The following is a 17614-nucleotide window of genomic DNA, read 5'->3' as shown; positions in this document are numbered from 1 at the left end:
AAAAAGTTGGGGTTGAGTCAGCCTAAGTAAGCATAGAAATAACATCACTGCTACAGGTAGAAGGTTTATCAGCCTTCATCTTTAGCAAAAGTTTGCAAAGACTCCAGAGGAAAGCAACCTAGTACGGATGCTTTCCTTTTTTACGTATAATAACTCCACGTAGTCTATAGGAAGATAACGGTTATCCTATTTCAGATAATGGTTATGTTCGTTGTCTTTAATGAAACCACTGACCTGTTTTTAAAAAGGGAGAAAACCAATGAGTCCCTGTTTTGATAATATCCAATGATGTTTTGTATTCAGATTCCCCTATAACTGGTAAAAGCGTTTCCTGCACTAATTGAGCGTACCAAGACACGTCACAAAACCAGTCCATTCCTCCAGCAGTCATATGCTGCACTGGTGGCCACACTTGTTCCAATGCAGGGCTGTAGGAGAGAGAGGGGGAATAGTTACTAGAAGATGTTACAGCTTTATTAGGAGTAAATCTATCAGGCCAGTAATCAGCCCTTGAGCCTGTATGTGGAATCTCTCGACAAAACTGACAGATAGCTTTCAAACGCTCAAAATCAGCAAATAGGTGATGATATAGGGTTTTTCCGATCTGAATACGAATGGATAGCTCCTCAAAATTCGTGACACTAAGCCCTAACATTTTGTCATAGGTATTGCTACATGACATTCGATAAGGGAATAGTACTTGTTCTAAGGAAAACATCGCAGGTAAGGTAAAGTCGAGTCGTTCTAATACATGTGTGACAAAGTAAGGATGAGTAATGACACGCTGGTGTATGTAATTTTGCTCGTTAATAATGAGTCCCCAGGTTAAAAGATTACGCTCATTTCTCATGAAGGTACCAAAAGGCTCCCATACTTTCCTTTCAGGTTGGCCAAAAGCGTGCCAAAATCTAGACCAAATAGGAATCATAAATTGAGAAACACCAAGTTCAGGTAACCATGAGGAAAAATCCTGTGTATGTGATTTCATGGCTGCATATAGCAATAACTGTGGGTATGCATCCTGGAATATGAGCCAATTACATCGCTCCAAAAAGGCAAAAAAATCTTCTATTTCTTGTTGTGGTAACAGTTTTGGTAACCATTCTCCTTGTAAGTCGGTCATTTGCCATCCGCCGTTACGCGAGACCAAATGAGCTAGCAAGGCCCAATCTATTTCAGGATAAGCTTGATAAAAAGAGTAATAGGCATTCGTACGAGTAATATTATTTGCATTTGCTTCTTTTACTTCATGGCGAATGTTATTTAGAATTTGTTTTTTTGTAAAAGTAGGCATGACGGCATGAACATCCTTTCTTTTACAGATAATGCTAGCTTCTCCTGTTACAAGAAGAACATTCAACATCAGTAGAGAAAAGCAAAGAAAACAGGCTTCTCGCCAAAAAGGGCAGAAGCCTGTTTTCTTTTTATTTCGGTAAAACTTGCAGTAACAATGATACGATACCAGCAGCGATTAAAGGTCCAACAGGAACACCCTTAAACAGTGATACCCCGACAATCGTTCCAACTAATAGCCCTGTCACAATAACAGGGTTAGTCGTCATGAGTCCAGCGCCTCTTCCTCCTAAATAAGCAACAAAAATTCCTATAACTACAGCTAGCAACGACTGCCAGTTCGTAAACGTGCCCCAAATCATCTGCGGTGTAATTTTGCCACTAGCAAGAGGGGTCATGACGCCAATGGTTAAAATAATAATTCCAATATGCAAACCGTTTTGCTCTAAAAACGGAAAAACACGCTCCAATTGTAATAATCGTACAAATAGTAAAAAAGAAACCGCAATCGCTACGGCATTATTACTACCTACAATTGCCAAGCCTAGCAATAATAATAGAAGTAAGCTGGTGATATCCATGATTTTGTCTCACTTTCTGCTCATAAAGTTATTCCTCTAGCATACCGACTGGAAAACCTACAGCTTCCGCCTCTCTGTTATGTTGAAAGGTTCCCCATGCAAAGACACCGTTAAAATATTCGATGACAAAGGGCTCTTGTTGTCCATGTACCTGATAGCATTTCCCAATACGGAATTCTTGGGTCCCCACATAATAAGATTTAGCCATAAAAAATTTTTGTTCAAGAATACCAATGCTCACTTGATCATCTTGTTTCTTTTTTTCATCAATCTGTTTACGGAGCATTTCCATTTCTTCTTGTAGTTCGGCTAAGGTAAACTGGCTGTATAAACGCATGTTCTGCCTCCTCTATGCTTGACTCCTAGTTCAATCTTATCTTTCTAACTCTTTATTGTAACAAGAAAAAAGGAAAAGCGTGAGCAAAAATGGAAAAAAAAAAAGCACTCATCCGGCGTTGAATGGGTGCAGAGGATATGGGGGTTTTGAGAAGGTATACTCACAAATCAATTTATTCGCTCTCACCCGAATAACCGGACTTGTGATAAGACCTCTGAAGAACAGTTCTCCAGATTATACTCAAAATTTGAAACGACTGATTAGCAATTACTATAGCAAATAAAAATAAATTGAAAATAAAGGAAAAATAAAAGAGTGTGAAATCACATGTAAGCTTGTTTTTATTAAATAGCGAACACGTGGTTATCAATCACAACTGTTGTTGTCCGACTGAAAATCCATCGTGAGGTAGAGATGTCAGGATTGTAAAAATAGAGTGCCCCATGAGAGGGATCTTCTCCAAATAAAGCATCACGTACAGCTAATTGGGTTTCTTTGTTTTTAGCTGAAGACAACCGACCGTTTTGAATAACACTAAACGCATTTCGGGCAAAAATGACCCCTTTTATAGTAGAAGGAAATTGCTCAGATTTGACTCGATTTAAAACAACCGCTGCTACAGCGACCTTACCTTCATAGGATTCACCACGACTTTCCGCATAAACCAGACGCTCTAACATATCAATTTCCCCGGGAATATTAGAGCTTTGTTGTAACCAGGAAAAAGTTTCTTCAGTAAGCAAACCATCTGCTGGTATGCCCTTTAAACGCTGAAAGGCAGCTACTGCTTGTCCTAGCTCTTCACTGGAACGCCCATCAATTGGTCCATCATAGAAGCCCACTTTTTTTAGTTTGGCTTGGGCTTTCCGAATATTTTCCCAACTGCCTTCTGCTGGTGGTTCCTCTACAGACTCCGAATTTGCTGTACGCTGTTGAGGAGCGGAAGCATAGGAAGAGGGTTGTTCCTTTGCCTTGTTAGCAGATACAGGTTGGATGGCAGGTGCAGCAACACCTGCTGGCGTAAAGAAAAAAGCAATAGAACTAACGCCGGCTAACAGGCCAACGTGCAATGTCATACGGATCAAGGGTAAAGTCCTTATTGATATCAAGGGAGTGCCTCCTTTATAGTTCGGGCGGGAGCCTACACAGCTTCACCACACTTCAAATTTGGCAATTTATTCATGTAATAGAAAAGGACGTAGAGGTAAACGCCCTTTTATTTTTGTCCTCAATTTATGCCGTTGAGTCTTTTTATCTTCAATCATTCTAGTCATAGGGAAAAGCCTAGGACAATAGTAGGATATTGGAAACAATTTCGAGAGGAGATACGCTGAAAAATTGAGGATCGGCATGTAAATGAAAAAGTTTTCCTTTTAAAATAAGCGACGAACAAAGAAAAAAGGGGAGATTTGTTATACTCGTTGGTCAAAAAAATAGGAATGGGACAGGGATAGAGGCTGAGGATGTCTTTACATTGATACGGGGAAATGATGTGAAATGAAAGGTCGAATACAACAGAATAAAGAAGAAAATGAGCAGATAGAAAGGTAATAGGTGGTTTATCCTGCAAAGAAATATCCCGAAGATTGGCGGGTGTACCTCTAATTCCCATGGAAAACGTATGAAATCATATTGAAAAAAATTGAACGAATCCTACTTTTTATGAATTTATGGACCATTATGCAGAAAGCCCTTGGATGTGCCAGTTGATATGCTCCCCTTGTGGTAGACAGTTGAAATAATATAACTGTTTCCTTACAAGGAGGAGCATTTTTATGTCCCATAAAGCAAAAATATCTGGGTCAGAAAAGATTGCAGCTATTGAAAAATATCTTCGTGGGGAAGATTCGCTTAATCATTTAGCAAATCTTCTAGATGTTTCCTTTCCATCTATTAAACAATGGCTTCAAACTTATCAATCATTAGGTCCAAACGGATTGCTCAATACATCCAAGAACTCCTCCTATTCCACAGAATTAAAGAAAACAGCTGTCGAGGATTATCTGGCTAGTCGTGGTTCTCACATGGATATATGTAAAAGATATGGCATCAAATCAACCCGCCAACTGCGTAACTGGATCCTGAAGTATAATGGTCATGAGAAGCCGAAAGCTTCCGGCTCAGGAGGAACGCCAATCATGACAAAAGGACGAGCAACTACTTACAAGGAAAGAATTGAAATCGTAAGATTCTGTATAGAACATCAACACAATTATGCCCAAACCGCACAGAAATTTCAGGTATCCTATCAGCAAGTTTATTCTTGGACAAATAAATACATTAAATCTGGTGTAGATGCACTTCAGGATAAACGTGGAAAGCGAAAATCTGAAGATGAGATGTCCGAAGTGGAGAAACTGAGGGCACATAATAAGCTGCTTCAAGCTGAGAACAGAAGAAAGCAAATGGAGATTGACTTACTAAAAAAGCTGGACGAAATCCAAAGGGGGCGATTCTAAGCCAAGTCCGATATGAACCTGTATATTTTGCCATACGCGATCTTCATGACAGTAAATTATATCCCATTAGTCAACTCTGTGAAAACATGGGGATTCAACGTTCTTCGTATTATAAATGGCTAAACAGGAAAGAAAGTAATAACGAGAAATTCAACAAAGAGTTGCTTCTCATGATTAAGGATGCCTATGAAGAAAGAGATGGAATCCTTGGATATCGTCAGATGACAATCAAACTAAACCGACAACACAATCTTACTGTTAACCATAAACGGATATACAGACTCATGTGTATCTTACAAATAAAATCGGTATGCCGCAGAAAGAAAAAGAATTACATTCCTTCAACGCCTGAAATTACGACGGAAAATGTCTTGAACAGAGATTTCGAATCCGATGGATTCGGTACAAAATGGCTCACTGACGTGACGGAAATGAAGTATGGCCTTCAAAGCAAGGCTTATTTGAGTGCAATCCTGGATTTGTCAGATAAAAGTATTGTTTCTTTTGTGATCGGGCATTCCAACAACAATGAACTTGTTTTTAGAACTTTTGATATTGCACATCAGTCATATCCTAATGCTAAACCTATCTTTCATAGTGACCGAGGGTTCCAATATACGAGCAAAAAATTCAAGAAAAAACTGGACGATGCAGGAATGATACAAAGCATGTCGAGGGTATCTAGGTGCATAGACAATGGCCCGATGGAATCGTTTTGGGGAATGATAAAATCCGAAATGTATGATCTCAATAAATTCAATACATACAAAGAGCTGGAAGTAGCAATTATGGAATACATAAATTACTACAATAACCATCGATACCAGAAAAGACTAAACTGTATGACACCTTTGGAATACAGGCAATACCTTCAAAGTTCAGCATCATAAGAAAGACACCAACCTAAGTGAATAGTTGGTGTCTGATCTTTTATTTTTCCATTGTCTACTTGACGGGGGGCAGTTCAAGTAGGCAATCCAAGGGCTTTCTATTTTGATACGTTTATTTTTCTGTAACTGTAATCTTTTGAATGGTGATGGTTTCGGTTGGGGTACTATTTTCACCGAATCCACCTGCTTTTACAGGTGTAGCTGCAATCTTGTCTATGGTATCGATACCTGCTGTTATTTTTCCGAAAATCGTGTAGTTTGGTTGGCTATCCAAATTTTTTACATCTTCACCAGAACCAATGAAGAACTGACTACCATTCGTATTTGGACCTGCATTAGCCATTGCTACAACACCCTTATCATAGGAGTGACCATTTTTTAATTCATCTTCAAAAGAGTAACCTGGACCACCCGTGCCATCTGCTACGGTATTGTTATCGCCCCGACTAGTTGGATCACCAGTCTGAATCATGAAGCTCTGGATGATGCGGTGAAATTTTATCCCATCGTAAAAATGATCGTTTGCGAGAAAAACAAAGCTATTGACGGTTTTAGGAGCGTCTTTGGCAAACAATTGGATGGTAAATGAGCCTTTGTTCGTTTCCACAACGGCTTCATAATTTTTGTTTGGATCAATCTTCATCTCAGGAGCCTTATCATATTGTTTACTAGGCTGCTTAGTAGTTTCATCCTTTTTGTCTGTAGGGGTGGTTTGACCAGAAGTAGCGTTATTTTGTTGCTGATCAGTAGCTGGAGCTGTTTTTGTCCCACACCCTGTTACGACAAGAGTGAAGCCCAATAATAGTGCAATCGGTAGACGTTTCATGATGTCCCTCCTCATTTTTTCTTTATTGTAACAGACAACCTATGAAGAGGTGAAATTATGGTGGCTAAAGGTCAATATACACAAGACGAAGTTAAAAGTTGGTTTGAGAGTTATCAATGTAGGCTGTTAAGCTCCTATGTGAATCAAAAAAGTGAATTAGTATACTCATGCAAATGCGGAAAAGAAATGCACAATACATTTCAGCGTCTAAAGAAATTCTGTAAAGACCCATACTGCATCAATTGTCGTAGAGAAGAGAATCGGAAAAAGATTTACGAGGAAGTCATTGAGGTAATAATGAAGTACAACTTATAGGATAGGAGATTCCTATAAAAACAAAAAAATCCCCTTCCAGCATATAGCCAGAAGGGGTAAATTACTCTACTTCATTTGTTTGTTCAATTCATCTTTCCATTCGCAAAGGGTAGATTCAATCAATCCTTTAACTTCTTCATCAGTTACTTTAATTTTATTCCGAGCCATACTAGCGACAAAGTACGTAACAGCTTCATTGTATTTCTCTGAACCTTTCAAATGAACAAAAGCTTGTTCAACATATTGCACAGCACGTAGTGCATGCTCTTTTTTGATTTTACCTTTGAGAAACGTAACTAAATAAAAAATAGCCCATGTTCCTACTGCTAACAGTAGAAGATGAGCTACATCTAATACGATTTGACCTAATAAAATACTCATTTCATCATACTCCTTTTTAAATAATTGCTTCTTATTTAACTTCTTTCAGGACATATTCAACTGCCCGATCAATAAAAGTGATTACTTCTGCACGAGTAGCAGGTTGATCTGGATGTAAATTACCTTTCTCATCTCCTAGTACAATGCCTTTCTCATACAAACGATCAGCAGGATCAGAAACCCATTTCATCTTTTCAGGAATGTCTTTAAAGTATTTTGACATGATATATAGCACCTTTTCTTTTGTAATATTTTCTGTATTTTTAGAAGTGTCACCGTGTAATTCTTGTCCAACTTTCTCTTTAAACAAAGCCCACTCATCAGGATTATTTACAAACCATCGGTGACAATCCTTCCAGCCAACAACTTCCTTATGTAGCCAAAGATCATTTTCAGTTAGGTTATATCGCTTTAATAGCTGTACACAGAAATCTAAAAGAGATTGATAAGTTTCAGAAGTCATCTTCCCACTCATATCTATATGATTACATTCAATGCCAATCGTGCAGTTGTTAGGATATGTACTTAAACGTTTCAAAGCAGAAGTAGTGTATGTAGTTGAACCTACGTGATAAGCCATTTCATTTTCAGGAACGCATCTTAAAATATCACCATTTAAATCTATAATGTAGTGAGCTGATCCATAGTTTGTTTTTCCAAATTTACGATTCTCAAAAAATCCCCATGTATTAATTGCCTTTTGCATGGGTGCAGCTACCCAATGTATGACAATTCCTTTGATCGTTTTAACTTTTAAACGAGGTCTGGAGTAGTCGTTAGGGGTAAGTAGTTTTTCAATCATTTTCAAATATAATCGCCTCCAGTTATTGCAAAAAATTCACAGCAGATGCATTCAAACCGAGTAATACACAGAGGATTAAGCCAATCAGCATAATCAACTTATTAGTGGTTTCTTGATACCATTTCTTTTCATCATTACCTTGAGAAACTTTTATCTCAGAAGACTTAGATTCTCGAATTAGCCTGATTTCCTCACGTTGTTGACGCATCTCTTCACGTTGCTGGTCAGCAATAGTAGTTAGCTTGGTAATGTTTTCGGTCATAGTCACAATAGCATCATTAAAAAGCTTCTCGCTTTGTTTAATACTCAAATTAATATCTCGAATATCTTCTTTTGTCTCCTCTTTGAAAGAATTGAGTTCTCTGTGTAGATTCTCAATTTTCACTTCTAAAACTTGATTACTGGACATGATAGCAGTTCCTTTCAACGTAGAGTTATATGAAACATGTATATATTTCTAACCTCCTTTCCAACGAATAGGGATAGATTTACAAGGCTTTGAAGTAAAAATTTAAAAGACCGCCTTTCCTGTTTAAAAAAATAAAAAAATTATTTAATCCAATATTTTTTATTGTTATTTACAAAAAAATACAATAAAGTTAGAATTAAGTTAAGATTGATAAAGGAATCAATGTGATTACTTATAAATTATGGAAGGGGATTAACATGAGTGTAAATCTGACTTTCACAACATTGGGGGAACTTATAAAGGAAAAAAGAGAAGAGTTAGGTGTCAGTCTGTCAGAAGTGTCCAGAATGACAGGGATTAGTAAAGGGGTTTTATCGAAGATTGAATCTGGAGATACGAAACGTCCAGAGTTAAGAACTTTAAAGCCAATTGCGGATGTTTTGGCAATTCCCTATGAAGGCATAATTGAATGGTATATCGAAGTAGAGCATCGGATCGAAGTATTTGACGATTTTTTATCGTTATGCATTGAAACCTCAAATGCTTCTTTGATGACAAAAGTGGCAATGAAATTCCTTGAAAACTCCAAAGAAGAAACACATATACTATTAGAGCACATATATAGGCTTGCCAATAGTAGTACGAACAATGAAATGAAGTTAGCACTTTTTAATACTATAATTTCATATTCAAGAGTGCATGGGATACCACACTTCATTGCTAAATCCTCCTTACAGAAATATTTGATTGAAAGACAAGATTTTAAAAATATGGAGGAATCATTTAAAATTGGTGAAGAGGTTGTTCATTATGCAGATTTTTTAACTGAAGAGGAGCGGATAATTTTATACTTTAGAATGGGACTTCAGGCTTATGCTATAAAAAAATACGAAACATGTATTGAACTATGCGAAGCAGGGATTGCATTAGAAAAAAATGATACTGAGCTGAAAGCTAGAGCATATTTAGCTATGATTAATTCATATTCTGACTTACATAATTATGACTCTGTTGAAAACTTGCTTGATATTTTTGAAAAATTTGAACATAAGTTTGTTCTGGAATCATCCATGATTACACGAGCTATAACTAAAGCTAAGAAGAAAGAATATGAGATAGCGATTCCTATGTTAAAAAAATATATGGATGAATTAAGTAAGGATAATAAAGTACACGTAGTAAATGAACTGCTTGGGATATATGTTCATTTCAACATTGTACAGTCAATAAATGAAATAATAAGCAGAGAAAGGGAATTACTTCCAGACAATGCATACACACCTTATAAATTAACCTCGCTTGCAAGGTACTACCGTCAAAAAGCCGATTTCCAAATAAGCAAGGAACTTCTAGAAGAAGGTATGGAAAGCTACATTAACAGCATAACAACATACGGGAAAATAAATGATCACATCGAAATAGCAAAATGTTTGCAGGAAATTTTCAAATATTTCTCAAAAAATTCAAAGCCAATTGATTTGCACTATGTAAAACAGTTAGAAGAAGCATATAATGAGATAAATGGAAAAAAGAGTATGTAAAAGGAGGATTCCAATGAAGAAAAAAATTGTTCTAATGTTATTAACTTTAGGTTTAATTACAAATATTGGTTTTGTTTCGGTTGAAACAGAAGAAGTAAATAATCTGAACGAGTTCAGTATGCGTGCCAATAATGCTGATCCGGGCTATTGATATTTTTGTTACTTTCGAACGCTTTTAAATAGCGTTCTTTTTTTATGTTTTTTCAATGATATTTTGTCGTAATTTGTAAAACGTTTCAAGAAAATAGCTTTTTAAGTAAAAAATAGAACATAATGGAAAATAATACTCAGGAGGAATAAAGGAGGTGTTAACTTCAATCTAGATGACTTATCAACTAAAAGGAGCGTTCCCGTTAGTTTGAAGACCAGCGGAACGCCCCCACCTTGAGAAACAAAAAATGTTTCTCAAGTTCATTTTACCACTCACTTACAGAATATGAAAACAGAAAATTCTCAACTAGGAAATGATTTACAAAAAAATATTGAACTCCTCCGCAAAGAATTAGAGATGTTGTATTTCAAAGAAGGCTCATTTTCAAGTCCAATAGTATTGCAACTAAGTCAACAGCTAGATGAGTACATTGTTGCACTTCAAAAAATACAATACATTTGATTGTAAAATTAGTATATCAGTCTCTTTTGTTCAATTCGTTCCACAAAATATAAAGGAGTCCAAAAGCTATAAAGAAGTAACCTAAGTAGAGGGGGATGCTTCCTACAAACACCATTATTTTTTCAAATGAAAATTCTCCCCACTTATCACTTAGGCTATATATAGCTGATGTTAGGAACTGTACCGCTATTAAAAATGCTCCAATGGCACAAAAATAAACACCTGCGGCTCTTCTGTTCATATCCACCCTCCTTTTTATTAACACCCTAACTTACACACAAATTTCAGTCAATATATTTTTACAAAAAATTACATGAGAGGATTGATTAACTAATGAAAAAAACATTCTTGTCAGGTCTTAGTGCGCTTTTAGTGGGAAGTGCGTTATTTACTGGAGGAGGTTTTGCCACTAAAGTCAACGCACAGTCTTCCGAATCGTATGATGAGTATTTCACTAATAGTATTGAAGACGATGAAACTATTGTTTCTGTGTATCGTAACACAGCAAATGGTTTAAAGAAATTATCAATTGAAGATGTAAAAGCACTTTCCGATACCACCGAACAGAACGATCTAGATAAGAAAAAGTCCTTTGAGAGTATAAATCATCTTAATAAGGAAGATGAAGTAAATCCTCTTTGGATTATAATTCGCCAATGGCATGAATATGAGTACAAAAAAAGAGGTGGGAAAGAAGTTACTTATGAGAAAGAGCGAAAGCGTGCTTCAAGCGTTTGGTACAACACTAAATCAACACCTGTAGAACGTAGTTTTAAGGTTTCAGGAAGCACACAACTAACTAAAAATGTCACACTTAATTCTGATGCTTTCAAAATTTTAAAAGCATCTATATCATCATCTGCCGTAGAATCAGCTTCATTTGAGGACTCTATTAAAGAAACTGTTAGTCCGGGCTATAGTGCGTGGATAGAATTTGTGCCTATAAAATACAACACATGGGGTACAATGTATGACTGGGTATATAAAATAACTGACATTTCTAATGGCACTCCAGATAAGTCTTTGGATACTGTTGATGAAATTGATTACTACTTTCCACTAGAGACTAGATATGGTGAGGCAGACGGTATCTTTGTATTAAAAGAGAAAAAGGGAGAATATACTCCGTAGCATTAGAAAAAAGAAAACTTCAAACAATGTCAGATGAGAAACGTACAGAATTAGGTATACATTTGGAATAAAATGACAAATACTTATCCCCCCTTTATAATGAGGGGGGATTGTGCTTTTCAAATAAAAAATGAACACAGAATGGAGAGTTTGGTGATGAAAAAAGTTTATCTTTTCTTGCTGATTTCCATCCTAGCTATCACTTCAATTTCATCTTGGAATCCAACCAAAGCTGAAGCAGCAAAAGCCAGTGTTGCCGCCAAAAAAAATGACAAACTAACAAAAGAAAATATAACTTTCATAGCATCTCTTTTAGAAAACTCTGCTCCTGATGTACTGACTGATAAAGTACTAACCAGTAAAGGTGATATACCTAAATTATTATGGTTTGATAAATTACAAACATGGACGGGGGATTTTATATCTCTCTCAAGGGCAAAACGGTTTATTGATGGCAACTCGAAAGAAGTTATCATTTCAACATTAAAAAAATACTATACCTCCTCTAAAGCAGAAGAAATCTTTGCCTTTTACTTTAAAAAGAGAGACAACGGTACTTATGAATGCATAGAGACAGAAGGATTCTCATCAAGTATGCAAGGTATTGTGGAAGGTCTAAAAGTAACTATTCAAAAGAAGAATGCGACAAATACAATTGTTTTATTCGAAGGCATTGGATATGACTCCTTAAACTTTAAAGAGATATTAAAACGTACAACAAAGGTACAATTCAATCTTGTCAAAAACAAGAATCATTATCTCATTGACGATATGATTGACCTAGATTGAGCTTTAATCAAAGCTTACTTGCTTAAACTTAAACCACTACAAATAAACAAAATGTTATGATTGCATTTTTACCAATATGTGTTATGCTATAGTTAATATACTGACATGGGTTCAAAAAGACCGTAGGTGCTGGTAACACCTACGGTTTGTACAAAAGACTGTCCCTTCAAAGGGGTGGCTCATTTTTGTCGGATGAAGTAGATCACTAAGCTGCGATGCTCAAGGGTGATCTACTTCTTTTTTGTCATTTATACTACCTCTTATAAGATAAATACATAGCCAGCATCTGCATCATATTTTATATTTCTCACAGTAATCCTCGCATGTATGTCACTAATCCTTCTTACTCTTACTGTAATCCTAGCTGGAATTTTTACATCCCGATATCCTCTAACCTTAATTTCTGCATTTAAGAATCCTGAGTTGACCTGAATGCTACAAGGGAAATCTCTAGCATGTCGAACAAACATTTGACTAGAGAAAAACTTCCTTGATGAAATAACAATTGAGCTACTGAGTTTATTATTTTCTCGTTGTCGAACAGTTAATGAACTTGTAAGATCACGATTTCTTTCCTTTTTCTCAATACTGAAGGTAGATGGCAAATTCTTTACATAAGCAACTTTAATATTGGCACGTAGCTGTTTGAAGCGTTCTTTTTTCTCAATAGTCAGATTGGAAAATAACTGTTGATACTTTGCTACACGTACAGTCAATGAAGTATCTAGTTGCCCCATACGTGGCTTTTTCTCAATTGCCATAGAGCTTAGTAAGGATGAGTCTTCTAACCGTCTTACAGTAAGTTGAGCAGGAATTACAGTTTCTTTAGGTTTTTTCTCAATAGACATGAAAGCTGACATTGAGCTGTTTCGTTTGCCTACTACATCCATCGAGCAACTTAATTCAGTATCTACTGATTTCCTTAAAATAGATAGTTGTGCAGCTAAGTCTTTTGTTTTGTATTTACTGTTTACATTAATGGAAGCAGCTAGGCTGTCCTCACCGTTAGCACGTATAGATAAAGTTGCTGGTAATTTGCCCAAAGCTAAACTGGAAATTAGCTTATAAAACCCTACTTCTAATATAGGGGGAGTGAACGATTCCCTAGTCTGTAGCTGAATAGTTGATTGCTCATTTTGTTCTTCTGCAAATAAAAAAACACCATGGTTAGGTGTTTTACCTTCATACCATTCTTTAACTAAAGTAAAGACATCAATCTCAATATATCCATCAGCATGAGTAATGTACTTCTCAGTTATCTTTCTGCCTTGAGGTGGTTGATTACTCCATGTTACATCATGTTCTCGCCAATCATCGAGAATTTCAAATAAAGCAAGATTAATGGGTGATTCTAAATATCCACAATATAGCTTTAACTTAGCTCGTTTTAACTCTTTTTCTTTTGGTAACTTAGATAAATCAAACTCAACCAATCCACGAAAACGTTCTGAATTAGTCTTACCAATTAGCATGCTTGGATCTGATCCATAGCTAAGAGTAGGGATACCCTCACGGATTGTACTATCTTTTATTGAAGTTAATTCGTGAATCTCTAATGGTCGCTCAATAGTTTCGAAACGACCTGTCATTTTGTTTTTTGGAGTAATTGTAATAGAGGCTGGAAAATGATTTAAAAAGGGGATACTTATAGAAGCAGGAATGGTAGGCTGCCTAAACCCCCATACAGAAAACTTCCCCTTCATAGTATTGTTCAAATATAATCACACCTTCTCATTGTATTGAGAATTAACTTTCAGAGGCAGGTTCAGCTTCTGCATAAATATCAAATTCACCAGAGTGAGCTACATCATCTGCATTAGTTACAATCCGCACATAAAAAGATACGTTCTCATCTCTCTTTTGAATATCTGTGAAGGTTAGCACTTGTTCAGGAATAAAAGGATTTTCCGTTTTGGATATTTGAATTTGAGTTTGATAATATGTAGGAGCATGCAACTCAACTTTTAGATTCTTAATATCCATTCCTTCTTTGTTTGTTAAGTTAACTTTAACAGGAAGGGTTGTTTGTCCTGCAATGATAGAGCCAAAGCTAAGATATTGAAGTACTTCACCAGCATCAGTTGAGTAGTATTTTCCTTTTTCATCAGAAAATATCAATCCGATATAATCACCAATAAAACTTGTGATATCTTTACTTTCTTTCCCGTATGAATCAAAGGCAATTGTCTCAATAGTATTTGAGGAATCGATATTAATATCTTTTGTATTAAGATAGATTGTTTGAACGTGAGGAGTTGGGAGAAAATCTGTAAATCCATCAGAAGGATAAATTTGCTTACCATTTAAATTAACTTTAAACTTAATTTTATCTTGCTCGTCGTCTCCAATTTCTATTTTTAAATTCTTTCCTTCTAATTTTACTAACAACTTTGGTTCAGTATCATATAGTAAAATATTACCTTCCTCAGTTATTACAGTCCCATCTGGTTGTTCAACAGTTATTTTTATTGTATATGGATTAGTTGCTTGTTGAAACATATCAGAAGTTAGTGATACCGTACTATGAGTTTCCTCCGTTAAAATAGGAGTCCATTCTTTTAATAAAACATATGGCTCAAGCATTTCGATTTTATAACGATATGGTGCTGTATAATCTCCACATAAAACGATATTTAAATCTTCATCATTAGTAGAATCTTGTACCCAACAAGCTATATCAATATTTGAAAAGGACTTTAAAGCTTCTATCATATAAACATTTAAATATTCAACCCCATACTGGATAAAATCTTGTTCAGAATAAGGTGTTTTACTAGCAACAACCCATTTATCTCCGTTAAAGGCTAAGATATTATCCTGATCTATAAGTAGTATTTTTTCTTGAAGAGGAGGTTGTTCTGCCAAAAATAGAGCGTCATCAAAAAGTTTAACAGGGTAAGGTATGCCTTTATCATTTCGGGGGTTACCTAGCTGCCCTGAACTGTTGCTCCCAAAACCCCAAAGAATCCCATCTTTCTTGATAACATTTGTATGCTCTGAGCCACACGATACATATCTTACATCTTTCATGACCTCTGTGGGGTATGGATTGGCACGTACTCCACCAAAATTTGTTGAAAACCCTAATTGCCCTCTATAATTAAGACCCCATCCGTAAAGAGAATTGTCGATTGTAATTGCCATAGTAAATTTCCCACCACAAGACACATACTTTACGTTATTCAGAATAAGCCTTGGGGTGGGATTTGGATTTGAAGTGTCAATATTACTCGAATGCCCTAATTGCCCACGTTGATTATTACCGAAACTCCAAAGAGTATTGTCCATTTTGATAACCATAGTGAAATTGTCTGAACAAGTTACATATTTAACATCATCCATTATTTTTTGAGGAATTGGATTAGGAGTATATGAACCAATATTTGTAGAATGCCCTAATTGTCCATTTCTATTATTACCAAAACTCCATAATGAATTATCCATTTTAATAACCATTGTGTATCCACCAAGACCACAAGATACATATCGTACATCGTCCATGATCTTTGTGGGAGTTGCATTTGCATTATCTGTCTTTAAGTTTGCATAATGCCCTAATTCTCCATGTGCATTTCTACCAAACCCCCAAAGTGTATTGTCTTTCTTTATGACCATTGTATGGTATTCAAGAGCTGAAGCTTGTTTAACACCGTCCATTATCTTCCTATGGTGACTAATAAAAGTTTCATTGGGTATTCCTAATTGTCCATAGTTATTATATCCTTGTACCCAAAGAGAGTCATCGGTTTTAATAGCGACTGAGATTCCATAGTTACTAGAATTAAAATATTTAACATCATTCATTATCTTAATAGGAGAATCATATCCATAACCTAAAAATGCACCATAGCACCATAGTGTATTATCATTTTTTATTGTAAAACTACCAGAATGAAGACTCATATTGTTTCACCTCAATAGCTAAAATTGATTGCATTAATATTTTCCCAATTTTCCAAGTCAATTGTTGATTTGTAAACAATCCCAGTTTTTACTTGACTTTTATCAGAGGGAACTAACTTTCTTTTATGAGATATTTGAATTGACTGAGATGGTAAAATTTTAAATTCGTAATCATATTTAGTATTTCTTGGCATCAATAAATCTTTTTCTTTAAAATTTGCAGATGCTTTAACAGTAGAATTAGGAAGTATAATATCTCCATCAAAGCCTACATCAATTGCATCTAGACCAATTTTTGAAGATGTGTTGTTGAAAATTTCAACTACATAAACTCCCGATCTTAAATTATTTTTTTCATATACAAGAGTCTGAAACTGGGTTACAGAACTATACATAGAAAAAGAGTCTATAAATTTTCCATTTATCTTTACTAGACACTCTTCAGAGTAGTCGTTGCCGATTCCAGAAATTATACGGAATCTATCTCCTCTAAGTATAAAAGCATAAGATACACCATTATTAGAAGAATACCTACATGTTGAATTATAATGTTCTTCGATGTTATTAGAGTTCCAGTAGCCAGAATCAGGTAGATAATGGATATTCGGATTAGTATCATCAATTCTTTTCCAACCATCTTCAGGTTTTAAAAGTTGTTCTCCAATCTTTGGCATTTAATTCATCTCCCAGTTAAATTCTTGACTAGCTTCTTTGGTGAGGTTTGAAACCGATTCACTTACGATTTTCCCATTAAGCTTAATTCCAACACTACCTTCCACATCTCTATTTGAAACTAATCGAAGAGTGAGGGCAGGGGATTTTTCAGATAATCCAACTAAAACTTTTATATGAAAAGAAATATCTTCGAATTGTAATTTATGCTTATACCCAAACACATATTCTGTGATAACAGGGCTTAATTCTCCAGAGCTATTTAACAAGTCTATTTCTGCCTCAGCTCTCTTAAAAGTAATCAAATCCTGATAAAACTCATTGTGTCCTGTTAGTGGATATTCTTTTTCTCCAGACTTATAGACCAGATCAATTTGTCCATTTCCTAATTTAAAATGACCACCAAATGTTTCATAGTAAAGCTTATGTCCATGACCGATTAATCCAAAACGAACAGCAGCCTTTTTATCTATAGAGTAAAAATCATTTTCTTGTTTTGTATTAAAATCAAATTCTGATAGATGAGTGCCATCTGTGTATTCTGCCAACCAGATGAATTCCCTTTGTGACACAGGAGAGTAGGGGATAATGTGAGATAACATTGTATTGACCTCCGATATAAAAAGGCTGTCACTCAAATTGAGAAACAGCCCATAGGTTATTTTATATATA

The 17614-nt window shown here is 35.6% G+C and carries 20 protein-coding genes; 7 read left to right on the top strand and 13 right to left on the bottom strand.

Annotated elements, in window-relative coordinates:
• Positions 1 to 217: 217 nt before the first annotated feature.
• The 4 genes from EEL30_22350 to EEL30_22335 form a co-directional block, all read right to left on the bottom strand.
• On the bottom strand, positions 218 to 1294 hold the full coding sequence (locus EEL30_22350) for a DUF2515 domain-containing protein (protein QDX94786.1): 1077 nt from the start codon (positions 1292 to 1294) through the stop codon (positions 218 to 220).
• 130 nt (positions 1295 to 1424) lie between these two features.
• A complete protein-coding gene (locus EEL30_22345; protein ID QDX94785.1) occupies positions 1425 to 1874 on the bottom strand; it encodes a DUF441 domain-containing protein in 450 nt (149 codons plus the stop codon).
• 28 nt (positions 1875 to 1902) lie between these two features.
• Positions 1903 to 2211: a DUF1811 family protein gene (locus tag EEL30_22340; protein QDX94784.1), complete on the bottom strand. Its 309-nt coding sequence runs from the start codon at positions 2209 to 2211 to the stop codon at positions 1903 to 1905.
• A gap of 344 nt (positions 2212 to 2555) precedes the next feature.
• Positions 2556 to 3320 (bottom strand): spore cortex-lytic protein, encoded by a 765-nt coding sequence (locus tag EEL30_22335; protein QDX94783.1) that lies wholly within the window; start codon positions 3318 to 3320, stop codon positions 2556 to 2558.
• A 666-nt stretch (positions 3321 to 3986) separates the two neighbouring features.
• On the opposite strand from EEL30_22335, the gene EEL30_22330 reads away from it, so the two are divergent.
• Both EEL30_22330 and EEL30_22325 read left to right on the top strand, forming a co-directional pair.
• Entirely contained in the window at positions 3987 to 4670 is a 684-nt protein-coding gene (locus EEL30_22330) for a transposase (GenBank protein QDX94782.1), read from the top strand.
• Complete coding sequence (locus EEL30_22325) at positions 4664 to 5560, top strand: IS3 family transposase (protein QDX94781.1); 897 nt, start codon at positions 4664 to 4666, stop codon at positions 5558 to 5560. The genes EEL30_22330 and EEL30_22325 overlap by 7 nt, the downstream gene beginning before the upstream one ends.
• A 112-nt stretch (positions 5561 to 5672) precedes the next feature.
• On the opposite strand, the gene EEL30_22320 is transcribed toward EEL30_22325, so the two are convergent.
• Positions 5673 to 6386: a peptidylprolyl isomerase gene (locus tag EEL30_22320; protein QDX94780.1), complete on the bottom strand. Its 714-nt coding sequence runs from the start codon at positions 6384 to 6386 to the stop codon at positions 5673 to 5675.
• A gap of 57 nt (positions 6387 to 6443) precedes the next feature.
• On the opposite strand from EEL30_22320, the gene EEL30_22315 reads away from it, so the two are divergent.
• Entirely contained in the window at positions 6444 to 6701 is a 258-nt protein-coding gene (locus EEL30_22315) for a hypothetical protein (protein QDX94779.1), read from the top strand.
• Between the two features lie 66 nt (positions 6702 to 6767).
• On the opposite strand, the gene EEL30_22310 is transcribed toward EEL30_22315, so the two are convergent.
• The 3 genes from EEL30_22310 to EEL30_22300 are packed head-to-tail and all read right to left on the bottom strand — an operon-like array spanning position 6768 to position 8293.
• Positions 6768 to 7082 (bottom strand): hypothetical protein, encoded by a 315-nt coding sequence (locus tag EEL30_22310; protein ID QDX94778.1) that lies wholly within the window; start codon positions 7080 to 7082, stop codon positions 6768 to 6770.
• Positions 7083 to 7113: 31 nt separating this feature from the next.
• Positions 7114 to 7890 carry an N-acetylmuramoyl-L-alanine amidase gene (locus tag EEL30_22305; protein ID QDX94777.1) on the bottom strand — a complete coding sequence of 259 codons (777 nt, stop codon included), beginning with the start codon at positions 7888 to 7890 and terminating at the stop codon, positions 7114 to 7116.
• A 16-nt stretch (positions 7891 to 7906) separates the two neighbouring features.
• The gene (locus EEL30_22300; GenBank protein QDX95857.1) at positions 7907 to 8293 is read right to left on the bottom strand and encodes a hypothetical protein; all 387 of its coding nucleotides are present in this window, start codon (positions 8291 to 8293) and stop codon (positions 7907 to 7909) included.
• A 257-nt stretch (positions 8294 to 8550) separates the two neighbouring features.
• Between EEL30_22300 and EEL30_22295 the strand changes: the two genes are divergently transcribed.
• On the top strand, positions 8551 to 9834 hold the full coding sequence (locus EEL30_22295; protein QDX94776.1) for an XRE family transcriptional regulator: 1284 nt from the start codon (positions 8551 to 8553) through the stop codon (positions 9832 to 9834).
• A 436-nt stretch (positions 9835 to 10270) separates the two neighbouring features.
• The gene (locus tag EEL30_22290) at positions 10271 to 10447 is read left to right on the top strand and encodes an aspartyl-phosphate phosphatase Spo0E family protein (protein ID QDX94775.1); all 177 of its coding nucleotides are present in this window, start codon (positions 10271 to 10273) and stop codon (positions 10445 to 10447) included.
• 16 nt (positions 10448 to 10463) lie between these two features.
• Here EEL30_22290 and EEL30_22285 read toward each other — a convergent pair whose 3' ends face one another.
• Complete coding sequence (locus EEL30_22285; GenBank protein ID QDX94774.1) at positions 10464 to 10688, bottom strand: hypothetical protein; 225 nt, start codon at positions 10686 to 10688, stop codon at positions 10464 to 10466.
• A gap of 92 nt (positions 10689 to 10780) precedes the next feature.
• Between EEL30_22285 and EEL30_22280 the strand changes: the two genes are divergently transcribed.
• Together EEL30_22280 and EEL30_22275 are read left to right on the top strand one after the other, a co-directional pair.
• On the top strand, positions 10781 to 11578 hold the full coding sequence (locus EEL30_22280) for a hypothetical protein (GenBank protein ID QDX94773.1): 798 nt from the start codon (positions 10781 to 10783) through the stop codon (positions 11576 to 11578).
• 156 nt (positions 11579 to 11734) lie between these two features.
• The gene (locus EEL30_22275) at positions 11735 to 12367 is read left to right on the top strand and encodes a hypothetical protein (GenBank protein ID QDX94772.1); all 633 of its coding nucleotides are present in this window, start codon (positions 11735 to 11737) and stop codon (positions 12365 to 12367) included.
• A gap of 260 nt (positions 12368 to 12627) precedes the next feature.
• Here EEL30_22275 and EEL30_22270 read toward each other — a convergent pair whose 3' ends face one another.
• The 4 genes from EEL30_22270 to EEL30_22255 are packed head-to-tail and all read right to left on the bottom strand — an operon-like array spanning position 12628 to position 17544.
• Positions 12628 to 14082: a DNRLRE domain-containing protein gene (locus EEL30_22270; protein ID QDX94771.1), complete on the bottom strand. Its 1455-nt coding sequence runs from the start codon at positions 14080 to 14082 to the stop codon at positions 12628 to 12630.
• A 31-nt stretch (positions 14083 to 14113) separates the two neighbouring features.
• Positions 14114 to 16270, bottom strand: a complete 2157-nt coding sequence (locus tag EEL30_22265; GenBank protein QDX94770.1) for a hypothetical protein — start codon at positions 16268 to 16270, stop codon at positions 14114 to 14116.
• A gap of 11 nt (positions 16271 to 16281) precedes the next feature.
• Complete coding sequence (locus EEL30_22260; GenBank protein QDX94769.1) at positions 16282 to 16944, bottom strand: hypothetical protein; 663 nt, start codon at positions 16942 to 16944, stop codon at positions 16282 to 16284.
• Positions 16945 to 17544 carry a hypothetical protein gene (locus EEL30_22255; GenBank protein QDX94768.1) on the bottom strand — a complete coding sequence of 200 codons (600 nt, stop codon included), beginning with the start codon at positions 17542 to 17544 and terminating at the stop codon, positions 16945 to 16947.
• Positions 17545 to 17614: the final 70 nt, after the last annotated feature.

The organism is Brevibacillus laterosporus, from assembly GCA_007833815.1.
GTDB lineage: Bacteria > Bacillota > Bacilli > Brevibacillales > Brevibacillaceae > Brevibacillus_B > Brevibacillus_B laterosporus_D.
Note: the sequence above shows the minus strand (reverse complement) of the source record. Positions and strands in the feature narration are given on the sequence as shown.

Excerpts from the sequence above, each read along its gene's own strand:
- EEL30_22340 (QDX94784.1), bottom strand. The coding sequence starts at position 2,211 with ATGCGTTTATACAGCCAGTTTACCTTAGCCGAACTACAAGAAGAAATG.
- EEL30_22255 (QDX94768.1), bottom strand. The coding sequence starts at position 17,544 with ATGTTATCTCACATTATCCCCTACTCTCCTGTGTCACAAAGGGAATTC.
- EEL30_22310 (QDX94778.1), bottom strand. The coding sequence starts at position 7,082 with ATGAGTATTTTATTAGGTCAAATCGTATTAGATGTAGCTCATCTTCTA.
- EEL30_22320 (QDX94780.1), bottom strand. The coding sequence starts at position 6,386 with ATGAAACGTCTACCGATTGCACTATTATTGGGCTTCACTCTTGTCGTA.
- EEL30_22350 (QDX94786.1), bottom strand. The coding sequence starts at position 1,294 with ATGCCTACTTTTACAAAAAAACAAATTCTAAATAACATTCGCCATGAA.
- EEL30_22280 (QDX94773.1), top strand. The coding sequence starts at position 10,781 with ATGAAAAAAACATTCTTGTCAGGTCTTAGTGCGCTTTTAGTGGGAAGT.
- EEL30_22285 (QDX94774.1), bottom strand. The coding sequence starts at position 10,688 with ATGAACAGAAGAGCCGCAGGTGTTTATTTTTGTGCCATTGGAGCATTT.
- EEL30_22295 (QDX94776.1), top strand. The coding sequence starts at position 8,551 with ATGAGTGTAAATCTGACTTTCACAACATTGGGGGAACTTATAAAGGAA.
- EEL30_22315 (QDX94779.1), top strand. The coding sequence starts at position 6,444 with ATGGTGGCTAAAGGTCAATATACACAAGACGAAGTTAAAAGTTGGTTT.
- EEL30_22330 (QDX94782.1), top strand. The coding sequence starts at position 3,987 with ATGTCCCATAAAGCAAAAATATCTGGGTCAGAAAAGATTGCAGCTATT.
- EEL30_22260 (QDX94769.1), bottom strand. The coding sequence starts at position 16,944 with ATGCCAAAGATTGGAGAACAACTTTTAAAACCTGAAGATGGTTGGAAA.
- EEL30_22290 (QDX94775.1), top strand. The coding sequence starts at position 10,271 with ATGAAAACAGAAAATTCTCAACTAGGAAATGATTTACAAAAAAATATT.
- EEL30_22275 (QDX94772.1), top strand. The coding sequence starts at position 11,735 with ATGAAAAAAGTTTATCTTTTCTTGCTGATTTCCATCCTAGCTATCACT.
- EEL30_22345 (QDX94785.1), bottom strand. The coding sequence starts at position 1,874 with ATGGATATCACCAGCTTACTTCTATTATTATTGCTAGGCTTGGCAATT.
- EEL30_22265 (QDX94770.1), bottom strand. The coding sequence starts at position 16,270 with ATGAGTCTTCATTCTGGTAGTTTTACAATAAAAAATGATAATACACTA.
- EEL30_22300 (QDX95857.1), bottom strand. The coding sequence starts at position 8,293 with ATGTCCAGTAATCAAGTTTTAGAAGTGAAAATTGAGAATCTACACAGA.